This window comes from Streptomyces sp. NPDC006197 (genome assembly GCF_040613865.1).
Classification (GTDB): Bacteria; Actinomycetota; Actinomycetes; order Streptomycetales; family Streptomycetaceae; genus Streptomyces.
In genome coordinates this window covers 1-16,672 of record NZ_JBEXSZ010000071.1, presented here as the reverse complement: position 1 = coordinate 16,672, position 16,672 = coordinate 1, and the positions used below count along the sequence as shown (strand labels likewise).

At 70.4% G+C, this 16,672-nt stretch carries 13 protein-coding genes and 1 pseudogene; 4 read left to right on the top strand and 10 right to left on the bottom strand.

The features are described from left to right. Window positions 1–80: 80 nt before the first annotated feature. The 7 genes from ABZ318_RS22235 to ABZ318_RS22205 form a co-directional block, all read right to left on the bottom strand. The gene (locus ABZ318_RS22235; RefSeq protein ID WP_356904215.1) at window positions 81–1,232 is read right to left on the bottom strand and encodes an aminotransferase class III-fold pyridoxal phosphate-dependent enzyme; all 1,152 of its coding nucleotides are present in this window, start codon (window positions 1,230–1,232) and stop codon (window positions 81–83) included. A gap of 122 nt (window positions 1,233–1,354) precedes the next feature. Further along, window positions 1,355–2,470: a Zn-dependent alcohol dehydrogenase gene (locus tag ABZ318_RS22230; protein WP_356904214.1), complete on the bottom strand. Its 1,116-nt coding sequence runs from the start codon at window positions 2,468–2,470 to the stop codon at window positions 1,355–1,357. A gap of 29 nt (window positions 2,471–2,499) precedes the next feature. Beyond that, a complete protein-coding gene (locus ABZ318_RS22225; RefSeq protein WP_356904213.1) occupies window positions 2,500–3,858 on the bottom strand; it encodes an NAD-dependent succinate-semialdehyde dehydrogenase in 1,359 nt (452 codons plus the stop codon). Window positions 3,859–3,884: 26 nt separating this feature from the next. Further along, entirely contained in the window at window positions 3,885–4,589 is a 705-nt protein-coding gene (locus ABZ318_RS22220; RefSeq protein WP_356904212.1) for a transporter, read from the bottom strand. After that, window positions 4,586–5,980, bottom strand: a complete 1,395-nt coding sequence (locus tag ABZ318_RS22215) for a flavin monoamine oxidase family protein (RefSeq protein WP_356904211.1) — start codon at window positions 5,978–5,980, stop codon at window positions 4,586–4,588. The genes ABZ318_RS22220 and ABZ318_RS22215 overlap by 4 nt, the downstream gene beginning before the upstream one ends. Further along, a complete protein-coding gene (locus ABZ318_RS22210) occupies window positions 5,964–6,899 on the bottom strand; it encodes an alpha/beta fold hydrolase (protein WP_356904210.1) in 936 nt (311 codons plus the stop codon). Before ABZ318_RS22210 ends, ABZ318_RS22215 begins: the two co-directional genes overlap by 17 nt. Then, complete coding sequence (locus tag ABZ318_RS22205) at window positions 6,892–8,424, bottom strand: NAD(P)/FAD-dependent oxidoreductase (RefSeq protein WP_356904209.1); 1,533 nt, start codon at window positions 8,422–8,424, stop codon at window positions 6,892–6,894. Before ABZ318_RS22205 ends, ABZ318_RS22210 begins: the two co-directional genes overlap by 8 nt. Window positions 8,425–8,996: 572 nt before the next feature. On the opposite strand from ABZ318_RS22205, the gene ABZ318_RS22200 reads away from it, so the two are divergent. Next, window positions 8,997–10,484 (top strand): APC family permease, encoded by a 1,488-nt coding sequence (locus ABZ318_RS22200; protein WP_356904208.1) that lies wholly within the window; start codon window positions 8,997–8,999, stop codon window positions 10,482–10,484. Here the strand turns inward: ABZ318_RS22200 and ABZ318_RS22195 are convergent. Then, the gene (locus ABZ318_RS22195) at window positions 10,481–11,089 is read right to left on the bottom strand and encodes an XRE family transcriptional regulator (protein ID WP_356904207.1); all 609 of its coding nucleotides are present in this window, start codon (window positions 11,087–11,089) and stop codon (window positions 10,481–10,483) included. The two genes, ABZ318_RS22200 and ABZ318_RS22195, sit on opposite strands and share 4 nt — an antisense overlap. A 492-nt stretch (window positions 11,090–11,581) precedes the next feature. Here ABZ318_RS22195 and ABZ318_RS22190 point away from each other — a divergent pair, with 492 nt between their 5' ends. Then, a complete protein-coding gene (locus ABZ318_RS22190; protein WP_356904206.1) occupies window positions 11,582–11,707 on the top strand; it encodes a hypothetical protein in 126 nt (41 codons plus the stop codon). Between the two features lie 51 nt (window positions 11,708–11,758). Further along, window positions 11,759–12,994, top strand: a complete 1,236-nt coding sequence (locus ABZ318_RS22185) for a helix-turn-helix domain-containing protein (protein ID WP_356904205.1) — start codon at window positions 11,759–11,761, stop codon at window positions 12,992–12,994. A 7-nt stretch (window positions 12,995–13,001) separates the two neighbouring features. On the opposite strand, the gene ABZ318_RS22180 is transcribed toward ABZ318_RS22185, so the two are convergent. After that, on the bottom strand, window positions 13,002–14,285 hold the full coding sequence (locus tag ABZ318_RS22180; RefSeq protein WP_356904204.1) for an MFS transporter: 1,284 nt from the start codon (window positions 14,283–14,285) through the stop codon (window positions 13,002–13,004). A gap of 627 nt (window positions 14,286–14,912) precedes the next feature. On the opposite strand from ABZ318_RS22180, the gene ABZ318_RS22175 reads away from it, so the two are divergent. Next, window positions 14,913–15,254, top strand: coding sequence for a winged helix-turn-helix transcriptional regulator (locus tag ABZ318_RS22175; RefSeq protein ID WP_356904203.1), 342 nt, complete (start codon window positions 14,913–14,915; stop codon window positions 15,252–15,254). On the opposite strand, the pseudogene ABZ318_RS22170 reads toward ABZ318_RS22175, so the two are convergent. After that, window positions 15,251–16,579 (bottom strand): annotated as a pseudogene (locus ABZ318_RS22170) (xanthine dehydrogenase family protein molybdopterin-binding subunit); the annotation flags it as partial. The gene ABZ318_RS22175 and the pseudogene ABZ318_RS22170 overlap by 4 nt on opposite strands. Between the last annotated feature and the right edge of the window lie 93 nt (window positions 16,580–16,672).

The window sequence follows — 16,672 nt, the reverse complement described above, 5'->3', positions numbered from 1 at the left end:
GACCGGGCCAGGCCGCAGGGAACGGGACATACGGCCTGGCCCGGGGCGGGTGGGGCGTTACACGTGGCTCGGTGCGGACGTCACAACTTCCGCAGGAGCCGGTCGAGGGCCTCGGCCGTCGCCTCGATGTCGGCGGTGGTGTGCGCCGTGCTGAGGAAGACCTTGCCGGACGGCATGAACAGGAAGCCCTGCCGCAGCATCCCTTCGAGGATCTCGGTCCAGAGCCCGCCGGTTCCGTGGAGCCCGGTGGCCCCGCCGGCGGGAACGTACTGGAGGAGCGAGCCGACCCTGTTGAAGCGGCCGAAGTCGGGAGACGAGCCGAGCACGCCACCGACGAGGGCCTCGAACTCGGACGAGGCCCGTTCGAGCAGTTCGTAGACCGCGGGATCGGCCAGGACGCGCATCGTCGCCTCGACGGCCGCCAGTGCGATCGGGTTGGCGTTGAAGGTTCCGGCATGAACGACGCCGACCGTCACCTGATCGACCAGCTCTGCTCGGCCGACGACGGCGCTCTGGGTGAAACCGCCGGCCATCGCCTTCCCGAAGACGGACAGGTCGGGGAGCACGCCGTACTTCTCGGCAGCCCCGCCCCGTGCGACCCGGAACCCGGCGATCACCTCGTCGAAGACGAGGACGACGCCGTGTCGGTCGCAGAGGGTCCGCAGCGTGGACAGGAACTGCGGTGTGGGTGCTTCGACGCCGGCGTTGCTCATCACCGGGTCGACGAGCACGGCGGCGATGTCGCGCTCGACGGCCTCGCTCAGCAGGCGCTCGGCCAGGTGCACGTCGTTGAAGCGCGCCACGACCAGGTCGTCAAGCACGCTGGTCGACTGCCCCGCTCCGCCGGGAGCCGCGGGGCGATCGCAGTCGTCCTCGGACATCCCGGCGTACACGGTGTCGTGCCAGCCGTGGTAGCTCTTGGCGAACTTGAGGACGCGGCGCCGCCCGGTGGCGGCTCGCGCGAGGCGCAGCGCGACCTGCACCGCTTCTGTCCCCGTGTTGCTCCACAGCAGTCGCTCGCCGTGCGGCACGGCCTCGAGGACCGCTTCCGCCGCGAGATATTCGAGTCGGTGGCCGGTGCCGACGACCTGCATCTTCTTCGCGACCTCGGACACCGCGGAAACCACCCGCGGGTCACCGTGACCGAGGACGAGCGGGCCCCAGGCCATCACGTAGTCGATGTACCGGTCGCCGTCCAGGTCCCAGACGTGCGCGCCCCGTGCCTCTTGCACGAAGAGCGGATGGGGAGGCATCGCGGCGCGCAGGCCCGACCCCACACCCCCGCCGACGCTGCGGCGGGCTCGCTCGAAGGCCGAGCGTGATGATTCCAGGGCCATGAGGTTGCCCCTGCCTTTCAGTACGTGATCACCGAGCGGATGCCGATGCCGCGCTTCATCTGGTCGAACGCCTCGTTGACGTCCTTCAGATCGATCACGCGCGTCACGAGGGAGTCGAGATCGATGCGATGGTTCATGTAGTGGTCGATCAGCATGGGGAAGTCGGAATCCGGCTTGCTGGAGCCGTAGTTCGAGCCGATCAGCGAGAGCTCCTGATCGGACATGACGAAGGGATCGATGGAGACCTTCAGGCCGTCCGCCACCTGCCCGGCGACCACCGCCGTGCCGCCCCGGGCCAGGACCTCGTAGGCCGCCTCGATGGTGCGGGGCAGCCCGATGGCCTCGATGGCGATCTCCACACCGCGTCCGTCGGTGAGCTGTCGCACCCTGTCCGCGAAGTCCTCGCGGCCGTTGTTGATCAGGTCGGTCGCGCCGAAGACGCGCGCCTGCTCCAGCTTCTCGTCGGAGATGTCCGCGGCGATGATCTTCCGCGCGCCGGCAAGCCGGGCACCCTGGATCGCGTTCAGGCCGACGCCGCCGCAGCCGAGGACCAGCACGGTGTCGCTCGGCCTCACGTTGGCGGTGTTGACGGCCGCGCCGACGCCGGTCGTGACGGCGCATCCGACCAGAGCCGACTGGGGGAACGGGGCGTCGTCCCGGATGGCGATCGCACCCGATTCGGGCACGAGGGTGTACTGGCCGAACGTTCCGAGGCCCGCGAAGCTGAGGACGTCGCTCCCGCCGGCGGACGTGATCCGGGACCGACCGTCGAACGACAGGTGGTTCGCCGAGTGCCGGCTGACCATGTCGCAGAGGACGGGCCTGCCACTGATGCAGTAGCGGCAGCGGCGACACGAAGGCGTCCACGACAGCACGACGTGGTCGCCCTTCTTCAGCGTCGTGACGCCTTCGCCGACGCTCTCGACGATCCCGGCTCCCTCATGGCCGAGGATCATCGGCGAAGGAACCTCCCATTCGCCCAGAAGGACGTGGAGGTCGCTGTGGCACACCCCGCTCGCCTGGAGCCGCACGAGCACCTCGCCGGGCGGAGGCGTCGAGGGGAGGGTCACTTTTTCGATGGTCAGTGGTTCGTTCGGCGTCCTGAAGACGGCGGCGTCGAATTCGATGGTCATGACGGGTTCCCTTCTGTGCGCTGTGGCGATCAGGTCCGAGCGGTGCGGATGAGCTTCTTGTTGGCGAACTCGTCGATCCCGCCCCGGCCCAGTTCGCGGCCGAAACCGGACAGCTTGACCCCGCCGAAGGGCAGTTCCGCCCCTTCGAGGCCGACGCCGTTGACGAAGACCATGCCGGCGTCGATCCTGTCGGCGACGCGCAGCGCCTGCTCGGCGTCCGTCGTGAACACGTAGGAGCCCAGCCCGTACGGGGTCTCGTTCGCCAGCTCGACGGCCTCGTCCTCGGATCCGACGCGGTAGACGGTCGCGACGGGACCGAAGAGCTCCTCGGCGGCCGACGGCGACGTCGGCGAGACGCCCGTCAGAACGCCGGGCGGGAAGTACGCTCCCTCTCGCTGTCGAGCGGAGACGAAGGTCGCCCCGTCAGCGACGGCTCGCTCGACCTGGTCCTCGACGTACTCGGCGGCGGCGACCGAGGAGAGCGGCGCCAGGCCGTCGGTCAGGGCGAGCACCTTCTCGGTGAACCTGTCGAGGAAGGCGTCGTAGAGGTCCTCGGCGACGATGAAGCGCTTCCCGGCGTTGCACGCCTGCCCGGCGTTCTCGAACCGCGCCTCGACCGCCGCCTGGACCGTGGCGTCGAGGTCGTCGGTGGACAGCACGATGAAGGGGTCCGAGCCGCCCAGTTCGAGCACCACCTTCTTGAGGCTGCGCCCGGCCTTCTCGGCGACCTCCGCGCCGGCCCGCTCCGAACCGGTGAAGGAGACGCCCTGCACACGCGGGTCCGCGATGACGCGGGCGATCTGCTCGCCGGTGGCGTGGACGTTGACGTAGCAGCCCTCGGGGAAGCCCGCATCCGTGAACAGCTGCTGGAGAGCGGCGGACGACTCCGGACACTGCGACGCGTGCTTGAGCACGATGGTGTTGCCCAGTGCGAGGTTGGGCGCGGCGAACCGGGCCACCTGGTAGTACGGGTAGTTCCAGGGCATGATCCCCAGCAGCACGCCGACCGGCTGGCGGCGGACGAAGGCGGTGCCCTCTCCCTCCAGGAGCTCGATCGGTTCGTCGGTGAGGAACTTCTCCGCGTTCTCGGCGTAGTACCGGTAGATGGAGGCGCTGAACTCGACCTCCCCCACGGCCTCGTCCACCGGCTTGCCCATCTCCCGGTGGATGATCTCGGCGAGCTGTCGGCTGCGCTCGTCGTGCAGGGTGGCGACGGCGTGCAACAGCTGGGCGCGCTGTGCCACGGAGGTCTGCCTCGACCAGCGGGCGTAGGCGTCGGCCGCCGCGTCGAGCGCCGCGTCGACGGTCTCGTCCGTCGCGGTGGGGTACTCCTTGACCAGCTTGCCGGTGGCCGGGTCCACCACCGCGTACACGTGCCTCTTCGCCATGCTGACTCCTTGTTCGTTTTCGGGGTTCATGCGAGGGTTTCGGTTGCGCGGGCCGGGTTCGCGTCCGAGGCCGCGTTGCGGTCGTGCAGCGCGCGGTAGGCGCGGAAGTAGACGAATCCCTGGGTGCCCCAGGTCGCCAGCGCGGCGGTGTAGAAGATCGTGCGGTTCGCGTCGTCGAACGGCAGGGGGAAGAAGTCGTACGTGATCGCGATGGTGGTCCCGGCGGCCGTGACCAGTGCCGTCCAGACCGCCGGCCACCTCGCGCCCGCGTTCCAGAGCCGCTTGACGAAGTAGCAGAGGAACACGGTCGTGAGGAGGTTGACGACGACGTAGAACACGGAGACCCAGAACGCACCGCGGTCGGCGTGGAGATCCGCGCCATGGAAGTGTCGGAGGAACAGGCCGGCCACGATCGCCACCCCGAACACGCCGACATCGACGCCGACGCTCGGCTTGTAGCGATGGGTGACCTTCATCAGGCCCATGATCAGGATGAGCGTGATGCCGACCGACCTGGAGAACGCGTCGAAGAAGTACGCCACGTCGTACAGGACGCTGCCGCTGTCGCCACTGAGCAGCGACCAGAGCAGGAAGTTGCTGCCCGACGTCGCGACGACCATCCACTCGAGACCGAGGAGGTAGTTGCCGTACCGGCGGATGAACTTCCATCCGTAGAAGTAGCCGGCGAAGATCATCCACAGGTCGGCCAGCAGGAACAGCGCTTCCCTCATCGCAGCGCCCCCTCTCGGACGTCGCGGGACAGGAGGGTGACGACGCGCTCGGCGGTGCGCTGGCCCGTCAGGACCGCGCCGTTCATGCTGCCGGCCCATTCGCCGGCGGTTTCGGTGCCGGCCCAGTGGATGCGCCCGTGGGGCTCGGTCAGCGCCTTGCCGTAGCTCGTGGTCGCGTAGGGGGCGACGGCGGGGTTGGGGCCACCCGGGGCGAAGGGCTCCGCTCCCCAGCAGTGGTCCACGTAGTCGATCGGGGTGCGGGCCTGGGGACCGTAGAGGTCGGCGAGCTGCTGGACGACCCGGTCGCGTCGGGTCTCGGGGCTGAAGCCGTCGAAGACGCGCGGATCGCAGAAGGCCATCAGGATGCCCGGTCCGCTGGGGGCGGGGGACACGTCGAAGGTGATGAACACGGTTCCCGTGTCGGTCACCGCCTCGCCGGAGAACCCGTCGGCCCGCCAGAAGGGCTTCTCGTAGGCCACGAAGGCCTTGCTCAGCACGCCCATGCGCCAGGTTCGCGCGAGCCCTTCGGCCTGCTCGGGCAGAGCGGGGTCGAACGCGATGGCGGCGCGGTGCGCCGGCGCGGCCGTGACGATCGCGTACCCGGCGTGGATCTCCTCGGAGTCGGTGTGGACGGTGACGCCGTCGTCGTCCTGCGTGATGCGGCGCACCGGCGTCTCCAGGCGCACGCGGTCACCGAGCTTTTCCGCCACCCGTTTGGCGATCTCCTGGGTGGTCTCGACGAGCCGGTCCTGCTGCTGGCCGCCGTCGACGTCCAGCATGTGATCGAGCCCGCCCGCCGAACGGATGTAGCGCAGTGCGTGCAGCAGGGAGACGTCCCCCGGGGTGCAGCCCCACTGCACCTTGCTGATGACGGTCATCAGCGCACGGGTGCTGGGCAGCGCGTTCTTCCGGTCGAGCCACTCGCCGAACGAGACGGCGTCGAGCCGCCCGGCCCCGGGCGTCTCCCACGCGGCGTTCACGTCGATGGTCGCGACCAGCTTGTTCACCGCCGTCTGCATGCGGGCCATGTCCACCAGGGCCGCGGGGGAGACCTTGGGAATGGTGCCGCTGTAGGTGCGGCGCCGGCCTGCCATCCACAGCACGTTGCGACCCTGGTTGAACTGGTCGGTCGTCGTACAGCCCATTCGGTTCGCGAGGTCCCGGACGGCGGTGTGGCGTCGTGCCACCCACGTCGCCCCGAGGTCGACCTTCACGCCTGCGACCTCACCGGAGAGCGATCGGCCCCCGACCCGGTCGCGGCCCTCCAGGACCAGGACGGACCGCCCCGTGCTCACCAGTCGCTCGGCGGCGCTCAGGCCGGCGAAGCCGGCACCGACGACCACGACGTCGACCGTGGTGTCCCTGGAGCCGGATTTACGAGATCCGGACATGGTTTCCTCCTTCGCCCACGCGGGCCGCGTGCTGCGCGATGTACTCGGTGACGGGGCCGACGAGGGCCTCGGGGATGTGGTGGCCCATGCCGGGAATGACCACGTGCTGGGCCGAGCGGATCGCCCGGACGGTCGCGGCGCCGCCGCTCGGGGCGACCAGCAGGTCCCGGTCGCCGTTGATGACCAGCGTCGGGGCCGTGATCCTGCTCAACTGGGCCGTCCGGTCTCCGGAGCGCTGGATCGCCTGGACCTGACGCGCCACGCCGGCCGCAGGGTCACCGGCGCTGCGATCCCACGCGTGAGCTGCCAGGGCCGCCTCGGCCGCGTCGTCGATGGGGTATCCCACTCCGGCGACGTGCCCGGTGAGCCGCAGGTGGGCGCGGACCGCCTCGGTCCTGGTCCTCGCCGGTGGGGAGGCGATGAGCCGGATCGTCGACAGCGCCGGCTGTCCCACCTTCTTCGCCCCGGTGGTCGAATAGATGGACGTGAGCGACAGAACGCGCTCGGGCGCCGTGGCCGCGACCGTCTGCGCGATCATCCCGCCCATCGACCGCCCCACCAGGTGCACCCGGGAGATCCCGAGGTGGTCGAGTACGCCGACGGCGTCCTGGGCCATGTCGGCCAGCGCGTACGCGTCGCCGCGCGGGCGCGCCGCGATCTGACGCCAGAGCGCGGGAGGGGGCGTGGCGACGAACGTCGACTGGCCGACGTCACGGTTGTCGATCGCGACGACCCGGAAGCCGCGGGCGACGAGCGAGGCGAAGAACGAGTCGGTCCAGAGGGTGAGGTCCTCGCCCATGCCGGCGACGAGCAGGATGACGGGGTCGGCCTTGTCGCCGTGGTCCCGGAAGCAGATCGTCATTCCGGACGGCAGGGTCGCGTACTGGTCGACGCTCTCGGCGCCGCTCGTCTCAGGCACGGGCCGCTCGCCTCCCGGTCCGCTGCGCGGCCGGCCGGCCGGTGCCGAACTGGAGGTTCCCGTCGGCCACCGGTCCGCGCAGGGCCTTGGCGTCCTCGGGGTAGGACATCGCCATCCGCCAGGGCTTCGTGGGGCCCTGCTTGGGCAGGAGCTTCTCGCCGCGCTTGGCGTACCCGGCCTGGAGGTCCATGACGGGCCTGCGCGGCGTCCCCGACGGTGCGACCGGAACCACCGTGTCGTATCCGCGGGCGTCCATGTGCCTGACCAGATCGATGAAGTAGCGACACATCAGGCTCACCTTGAGCGTCCAGGACGAGGTGGTGTAACCGATCGCCATCGCCCAGTTCGGGATCCCGCTCAGCAGCATGCCGCGATAACAGAGCGCGTCCGCGATGTCGACCTGGCGCCCGTCGACCACGATGGGCATGCCGTCGAAGAGCCGCAGGTTCAGACCCGTCGCGGTGACGATGATGTCGGCTTCCAGTTCCTCACCCGACGCCAGGACGATGCCGCGCTTGCTGAACCTCGCCACGGCGTCGGTGACGACGGAGGCCCCTCCTTCCTTGATCGCGTCGAAGAAGTCGCCGTCCGGTGCCGCGCACAGCCGCTGGTCCCACGGGTCGTACGGCGGGTTGAAGTGCTTGTCGACGTCGAATCCCTTGGGAAGGCGCTTGATGTTCTCGCGCCGGATCAACGCTCGCCCGGCCTTGGGGAAGGTCCGCAGACCCTTGACGACGGCGTGTTCGGTCCAGATGTTCTTGAACCGCGTCACGGCGTACCCGCGCTCTTCTCCGAGCAGCTTCGTGAGCGCCAGGGCGATCTTGTCGACGCGGGGGAGCGCCATGACGTAGGTGGGGGTGCGCTGCAGCATCGTCACGTGTCGGGCGGCGCCCGCCCCGGTGGCCATGGCCGGCACCAGCGTGATCGCGGTCGCGCCGCTGCCGATGACGACGACCTTCTTGCCGCTGTAGTCGAGGTCCTCGGGCCAGTGCTGCGGATGGACGATCTGACCCTCGAAGTCGTCGCGCCCCGGGAACTCCGGGGAGAACCCCTGGTCGTACCGGTAGTAGCCGGTGGCGGCGAAGACCCAGCCCGCGCGGATCGTCTTGGTCCGGGTCTCGCCCGTGGCGGGGTCCGGCGTCTGGACGGTGAGGGTCCACTTCGAGTCCTCCGAGGACCACTCCGAGCCGACGACCCGGTGGCGGAGCCTGATGCGGCGCTCCAGGTCGTTCTCCTCGACCGCTTCCTGGAGGTACCCCTTGATGAGGTGGGCGTCGGCGATCGCGGCTTCGTGGCGCCACGGCTTGAACTCGTAGCCGAAGGTGTGGAGGTCGGAGTCCGAACGGATGCCGGGATAGCGGAAGAGGTCCCAGGTGCCACCGATGTTGTCGCGGGCCTCCAGCACGACGAGCGACTTGTCGATGAGCTCTCGGCTGAAATAGGCGGCCGCGCCGATCCCGGAGATTCCCGCTCCGATGATCACCACGTCGAACTCCTCGACGGCGTCCAACACCTCAGCTGTCATGGCGTTTCCTCGCTGTTCATGTGGCTGGTGGATTCACTTTCGCCAGCCACGGCCGCCTGCGAGAACGACAGTGAGCACCTGCTTCGCTCGGGTCCGGTGCACGGTGCACAGGCCGGTCGCACCGCTGCTCTCCTGCGTTGTCGACAGCCGAGCGCGGCAGCCTTGCCGGCGGCCTTGTGGGGTTCTCACCGGCGTGATAGAGGTTTGCCGCTGCGGTTTAGTAGCACTAAACACCTTGTTGCGGCCCCCTCCCGGGATGACCGGAAGGGTGACTTGAGGTGACCGGATGGTTGCTGTGAGTCACGGGTCCGACTCGGTGTGCGGGAGCGTGCGCACCCGCCGACAGTCGCACGCATCGCGTCGTGGGAGCCCGGCCTCGGTCTGACCGCGGAGGAGGTCGAGGCGGCTTGCTGCTGTGGAGACGTCGACGGCCGCCATGGCTTGGAGGCGGCCGCGGGTGACGACTACCGGATCGCCGGCGAGGGGTAACGACGAGCAGCCCGGCTCCCGCTCGGGGCGATCCATCCAACCATGACGAGCCGGCACCGGCCGTGAGCTGAAAGGTGGTCGACATGACCGACCTCTCCAAGACAGGGCACGTCGAAGCACCCAGCGGTGAAGCGGGAACGGGCGACCCGCTCAACCGCGGGCTCGGCGTACCGCAGATCGTGTTCATGGTCCTCGCCGCGGCGGCGCCGCTCGGGCTGGTGGCCGGTGGGGTGCCGCTCGCCTTCGCTGTGAGCGGCAGCCCGGGTATGCCGCTGTACTTCGCGCTGTCCACCGTGATGCTGCTGGTCTTCGCGGTCGGCTTCACGCTGATGGCCGGCCGGGTGCGCGACGCGGGGGCCTTCTACGCCTACGTCCAGGCGGGGCTGGGCCGGATACCCGGCCTCTCGGCCGCGACCCTCGCGCTCTTCTCCTACACGCTGCTGCTCGTCGGGGTGAACGCCTACGTCGGCGTCGCGACGAGCAACGTCATCGAGCGGTACGCCGACGTCGGCTCCCCGTGGTGGTTGTGGGCGTTCGTCTCGCTGGGCATCATCGCTTTCCTCGGTTATCGCGACATCGAGCTGAGCGCCAAGGTGCTCGGTGTCGTGCTGGTGCTGGAATCCCTGCTGCTCCTGGTCATGGACCTCGGCATCGTGGGACACGGCGGCGCCCATGGTCTGACGGCCGAGCCGTTGTCGCCTTCGATCGTGGGGAACGGATCCCCGGGCCTCGGCGTGATGTTCGCCTTCTTCGGGTTCATCGGCTTCGAGGCGACGGCCGTGTTCCGCAACGAGGCCAAGGACCCCGACGTCACGGTCCCGCGGGCGACGTACGTCGCGATCCTGGTGATCGGGATCTTCTACTCGTTCACCGTGTGGGCGGTCGTGGTGGGTGTCGGCGTCGACTCCGTGACCGGCGCCGCGCAGGCCGACCCCGAGGGCCTTGTCCTCAAGCTGGCGCAGAGCTACGTCGGGTCCGTCTGGGCCGACGTGATGCAGTTGCTCCTGATCACCAGTCAGTTCGCGTGCGTGCTGGCCTTCCACAACGTCGTGACGCGTTACCAGTTCTCGCTGTCCCGGGCCGGCGCCCTTCCGGCGTCGCTGGGCGTCGTCCACCCCCGGCACCGTGCGCCGTCATCGTCCTCGGCCCTCGCCTCGGCGGTCGCGTTCGTCACCACGCTCGTCGTCGTCGCGCTCGGCCTCGACCCGATCGGGGACCTCTACGCCTGGTTCTCCGGCGCCGCCACCCTCGGCATCATCCTGCTGATGGCGGCCACCAGCCTCGCGGTGATCGGCTTCTTCCGGCGCGCCGGCGAGCAGCAGTCGGTGTGGCGCGCGGCCGTGGCCCCGGCCGTGGCCTTCCTCGGCCTGGCCTGGGTGGTCTACCTGATCGTCGCCAACTTCCCGCTCCTCGTCGGCACCACCGAGGGCGCCTGGGTGATCGGCGGGTTCGTCGCCCTCTCGGCCGTGGTCGGCGCGGTACAGGCCCTCGTCCTGCGGTCGGCCCGACCGGCCGTCTACGAGCGGCTCCAGGCCGTGTCCTCCGGCCGAGGTCCGAAAGACGTGGTTTAGGCCGGTCCTTGCGTGACGCGCGGCAGTGGAGGCGACAGGACCCACAGGACCTCGCTGACCGTCGTACCCGGATTGTCGAACTGGTGAAGCGTCCGACCGGAGAACGAGGTGGACGCGCCGGCTGACAGCATCCGGGTCTCGCCCCCGACGATCAGACGGGTCGAGCCGCTCAGCCCCATCGCGAAGATCGTGGCGGTGTCGAGCCGATAGGGGCCGCCCGTGCCCCCGCCCGGCTCGATCACCGAGCGGAAGACCTGGAACGCCGTGGTGTCGGCAGGCGTGAGCAGATATTCGGTCACGCCTTCACCGCCCATGTCGATCCGGCTTCCGCTCTCCACGACCTGCTCCTCCGGGTGGGTGAACAGCTCGCCGACCCCGATCCGCAGCACATCGCAGACGCGCAACAACGTCGGGACGGACACGTTGGTGAGACCACGCTCCAACTGGCTCAGGAAGCCCTTGGTGACATCCGCCCGATGCGCGACTTCCGTCAACGACAACCCGCGGCTGATCCTGATCGCCCTCAGTTGCGCGCCTGTGGACGCTTCGAGGGCAGGGGAGTTCTTGGCCGCCCCGCCTGCTCTCCCGCTGTTTTCGATGGACATCGTGTGCTCACCGCCCGTCCAGAGATCGAGGTCGCGTGCCCATCGGGTGACGGGCCGACTCGGACGAGCCCCTCCGTGACACGAGGCTAAGGCATGCGCGTCACGGGTGGCCGGTGCCCTTCGGGGGGCGACGCCGCCGGAACTCTTGCAGCGCCGCCGGCAGCGTGGTAAACCTGCCGCCGGTTTAGCATCACTAAACAACCCCCCACTTCTGGAGCCCCATGCGCGCGGTTGTTCTCCGAGGCCCTGCCACGCCCTTCGAGGCGGCGGATACGATGCGCCGTCGCACCACCAGGGCGTCTCCTCGTGGGCCGAAGAGGTCGTGATCCCCGCAGGCGACGCCATCGAGATCCCCACAAGGACGCTCTCCTCGAAGAGGGCCGCACAGGCGCTGGAGGGCCTCGCCGCCGGACGGCAGTCGCGTCAACTGCCCGCCCCCTGAGCCCGAAACCCCGTATGCCTCCGGCATCCCTCACCCACGAAGAAGGAACCATGACCCGCATCGTCGACGACGTCGTCAACGGCATTCTCCGGTCCGCGACGGCCGCCTTTCCGGCGCGGTCCAGGACGACGCCCGCACAGCGCCAGGACGCGCTGCTCGCCTTCATCTGTCAGTGACACGGCATGTCGGGAGCGTCGGCTCCTCGGGACCGGAGGGACACTTAAGACATGGAAGAGCTGTGGCCCCCGCCCTCCCGCGAGGTCGCTGATGCGATCAGGTCACTGTGCCAGCGTCTGCTGACGGAAACGGACGCCTTGATCGACGCCTTCGCAGAGCCCTCTCGGGTGGCCCAGAACGATCCCGCCCTCCTCGCGGACGCCTCGCTGGTCGAGGAGGACCGCGAGCTCAACCGCTCCGATCTCGTCCAATGGCTGACCGCGAACGTCCAGCAACCGGGGCGGCGGGTGGAGCCCTACGTCGGCCCGAGGACCACGGCGTACATCCACGATCTCGTCTCCCGCGGCATCGCGCCCGACTTCGCCGTCGCCTGGCGCGTGGCCCTGGGGATCGGCTGGCGGCGATGGTTGGAGGAGTGCGTGGCGCACTGCGTTGACCCCGACCTTCTCGTCGGGGTCCTGGACGTGTCGGGGAAGTCGCTGGTGCAGTACGCCCTCGACTCGGTCGCGGCCCTGCGCGAAGCCGGCCTCGCCGCGGCGATGGGCAATACGGATGCCGAGGGGATCGCACTGATCCAGCTGATCGCCAGCGGGGCACCGATGGCGGAAGACCTGGCCGAGGGGCGCCTGCGCCACCGGATGGGGCGGTGGCACGTGGGCCTCGTCCTGTGGACCGACGATCCTCAGCAGGCCGATGCCCTGGACGAGGCGATCCCGGCCGTGCGCTCCGCCGCAGGGGGCCGGAGCGCCCTGGTGGCGCGTGCCAGTGTCACGTCGCGGTGGATCTGGCTCTCGGGGGAGGTCGTTCCGGACCTCCACCACGTGGAGAAGGCCCTCGCGACGACCGACCGGGTCCGCGTGGCGGTGGGAAGGCCGGGACGTGGACTCGAAGGATTCCGCTCCAGCCACCAGGACGCCCTCGCGGCGCAGGCGCTGGTCATCCGGCTCGGGTCCGACCGGCACTTCACCGCCTACGCCGACGTCGAGCTGATCGACGCGCTCACGAAGGACCGTGCCGGCGCACGTCGGTTCGTCATCAACACGCTCGGGCCGTTGGCCGAAGCCGACACTGCACTGCGGCAGGCACTCCTCACTTATGTGCAGTGCGGCTTCAACACCACCCGGGCGGCCGCCCACCTCTACGCGCACCGGAACACCGTCGAGCGGCGGGTCTCGCGTGCCAACGAGCTCTCGGCCGTCAAGGTGGAGGACAACCCGACCCATGTGGCGGCGGCGCTCCTGCTGCTGGACCTCGCGCCCGACATCGCTGCGCCCGATCCCGGCTGAGTTCACCTCACGGGGCCGTGGTGTCGAGCCTCCTGAACCAGTGGAGTGCCGGGAGGGCGAGCAGGGTGGCGGCTGACAGGACCGCGAACGCGATCGCGGGGCGGGTGACGAGCAGCCCGACGGCCGCCGCCAGCAGTACTCCTCCCAGATTGCCCGCCATCCAGATGAGACCGGCCGCCGTGCTCTCGGCTTCGGGCGCGTGCCGCTCGCTCAGGGAGAGCACGATGGGAAGGGCCGGGAGCAGCACGAAGCCCGTCCCGAGGAGCATGAGGAAGGCCATGGGCGTGCTCGGGACCAGGACGAGATGGAGGCAGGCCCCGGCGGTGAAGGCGATCGCGGCGCCCATGACCTGGACCTCGCGGCCGCGTCGGTCCGCCCAGACCGGTACGACGGCGCAGCCGATCACGCCGGCGATCATGGTCAGCGCGAGGATCAGACCGGCGGTGGATTCCGAAACTCCCGCCGGCGCCAACAGCGGTTGCACGAACGTCGCGAGGGCGATGAACGTGCCCATCGGGATGGCGACGACCGCGCACAGACGTCGTACGTAGCGGTTGCCGAGGGCCGCGCGAAAGGCCCGGAGCCCACTGGCCGCGGGTGCGGACTCGGGGCGCCCCCGCGGCGGGAGGCGAAGTGCCGCGACGAGACACAGCCCGGCGTCCATGGCGATCAGGGCGGTGACGAGGGTGAGGGTGCGGATGTGGTTCTCGCCGGGCAGGAACGCGCCCAGCAGGTAGCCCAGGACCATGCCGGCGAACGTGGCGGAGGACGCGGCGGCGATTCCGGTGGCGCGGTGCTTCTCGGCGAGGTAGCCCACGGCGAGACCCGGTATGGCGTTCAGGACGAAGGGCTGCCCCGCGGCGGCGACGGCCTGTCCGATGAGCGCCCAGGTGAAGTCGTCGGCAACCAGTCTCAGGAACGCCCCTGACGCGGTGAGCACCGCGCCGACCACGAGGGCCGGACGGAGGAACCGGTCGAGCGCGATGCCGGCGGGGACGGCAAGGAGGACGTAGACCAGCGGGAAGACCTGGGACAGCCAGCCGATCTCGCCGATGGAGACGCCGAAGTGCCGCGCGGCGTCCTCCGTCACGGGCGCGTAGTTCACGAAGAGCGCCTGGGACGCGGCCGCCAGGAGCCCGTAGGCGAGGAAGACCACCCACCGGCTCTTCGTGTGCTGCTCGACGCGCGGCGCAGCCGTCGTCGCGGCTGCGCGTACGTTCTCGTTCGTGCTTCCGGGCAGTACGTGACGACCGGGCGACTCGCCGCGCCTCCGGGTGCTGCGTCGGATCATGACCGTGGCGACTGCGCCCACGCCTACGGCGGCAGCTCCGCGTGCTCGTCGCTGAGTGGTCGTCAACTCCGGCATATCGTTGTCCTTGTCGGTCGGCGGTGGTGCTTCACTGTCGCGATCCGGACGGTCCTTGGGTACGACACGCCGCACCCTGGTTCGCGCAGCCCTGTGCACTCGGCACCACCGGCGCGGGCCCCGGCCCCGCCCCGGTGAGGATTCGCACCGCCGTGCGGCGACGGGCGACACGCGGGCGTAGGTGCGCCTCGCATCGCGACCCGAATGTGGGGGTGCCGGTCCTGACACAGTCGTGGCTGCGGCGTTCGGGAACGCCGGACATCATCGGCGGGACTGGCTGGGACCGCTTCCGGGCACGAGCTCGTCGGGCGTACTGATCACGAGCGTTGCCCGCCGGGCGGATCACCGCGAGCAGGTAGGCGGAGTCCGCGTGGACCGTGCCGTCGGCCGTCGCGTGCTCGGCGAAGACGGCGGCGACGACCCGGTCGGCGGCGGGGAGAAGCGGCACATGACGGGGCGAGGGACATAACGGGGCGAGGGACATAACGGGGCGAGGGGCACGGCGGGGTGAGGGGCACGACGGGGACACGGCACATGACGGGGATACGGCACATGACGGGGCGAGGGACGCGGCGCGAGACGCGGCGGGGGATCGAGTACTGCCCGGTGACGGCCGGGGTGGAGGCGGTCGTTGACCGCTGGACCCTGCTCGTGCTGCGTGAACTGCTCCTGGGCTCCGAGCGGTTCAACGACCTGCACCGGGGGCTGCCCGGGATCAGCCGCAGTCTCCTGTCCGCCCGGCTGCGCCGGATGCGCGGGCACGGCCTGGTCGCCCGCACCACCACCCCCGCCGCCGTCCGCCGCGCCGGCCACCTCCGCCTGGACGGCGACCCCGACCTGGTGGCCGCCTTCCCCACCTGGTTCGCCTGGCGCACCCCGCACGACACCCCCTAGGGGGCGGGCGCCCGGGCGGTGAGCAGCGGGAGGAGGCGGTCGGGGGTCAGGGGGAGTTCCCGGAGGCGGATGCCGCATGCGTGGTGGACGGCGTTGGCGATCGCCGCCGCCGTGCCGACGATGCCGATCTCCCCGATGCCCTTGCTGCCCATCGGGTTGAGGTGGGGATCGGGCTCGTCCACCCAGTGCGCCTCGATGTCCGGCACGTCGGCGCAGACAGGGACGTGGTAGGAGGCCAGGTCGCGTTCGCGGAAGTCGCCGAAGGCGAGGTCCATGGTGCTGTGTTCGGTGAGGGCCATCCCGAGCCCCATCGTCATGCCGCCGATGAACTGGGAGCGGGCGGTGCGCGCGTTGAGGACCCGGCCCACGGCGTAGACGCCGAGCAGTCGGCTCACCCGGACCTCGCCAGTGACGGTGTCGACGCGGACCTCCGCGAAGTGGGCGCCGAAGGCGTGGCGGGCGTACGGGGACGTCCGCCCCGCCTCCTCCCGCGTGTCCGCCTCGACCGTGACGCCCTCGGGCGGCAGCGGACGGCCGGGGTCGGCGGCCAGGGTCGCGCGCAGCGCGGCACAGGCCTTGTGCACGGCCCAGCCCCAGGACGCGGTCCCGGAGGAGCCGCCGGCGACGGGGGCGTCGGGCAGTCGGCTGCTGCCGAGTTCGACGCGTACGGAGTCGAGCGGGGCGCCGAGGGCGTCGGCGGCGATCTGGGCGAGGACGGTCCGCGCCCCGGTGCCGATGTCGGTGGCGTCGACGCGGACGACGAAGCGGCCGTCCGGGACGGCGTGGGCGGAGGCGCGGGACGGGCTCAGGAGTACGGGATAGGTGGCGGCGGCGACGCCCGTACCGGACAGCACGTCCCCGTCCCGCCGGACACCGGGGCGCGGGTCCCGGTCCGCCCAGCCGAACCGGCGCGCGCCGTCCCGCAGGCAGGCGGCGAGGCCCCGGCTGCTGAACGGTTTGCCGCTGTCGGGCTCGGTGTCGGGTTCGTTGCGCAGCCGGAGCTCCACCGGGTCGACGCCGACCGTCCCGGCGAGTTCGTCCATGGCCGCTTCGAGGGCGTACATCCCGGACGCCTCGCCGGGGGCGCGCATCCACGACGGGGTGGGCACGTCCAGGGCGACCACCCGGTGGGTGGTGCGGCTGTGCGGGGAGGTGTACATGGTGCGGGCCGGGACGGCGGCCTGTTCGACGAACTCCTTCACCGTGGACGTCTGGGTGACCACGTCGTGGGCGAGGGCCGCGATCGTCCCGTCGGCGGCGGCGCCGATGCGGACGCGCTGGACGGTGGGCGCGCGGTGCCCCACGGCGGCGGGCAGGTCGCGGCGGCATCGGGGTCGCTCCCGCCACAGGTTGGCTCGACGGCAGCGGTGTCGAGGTTTCCGACGGCGTTGTCTGCGATCAGAGCCTGCGAACCTCGG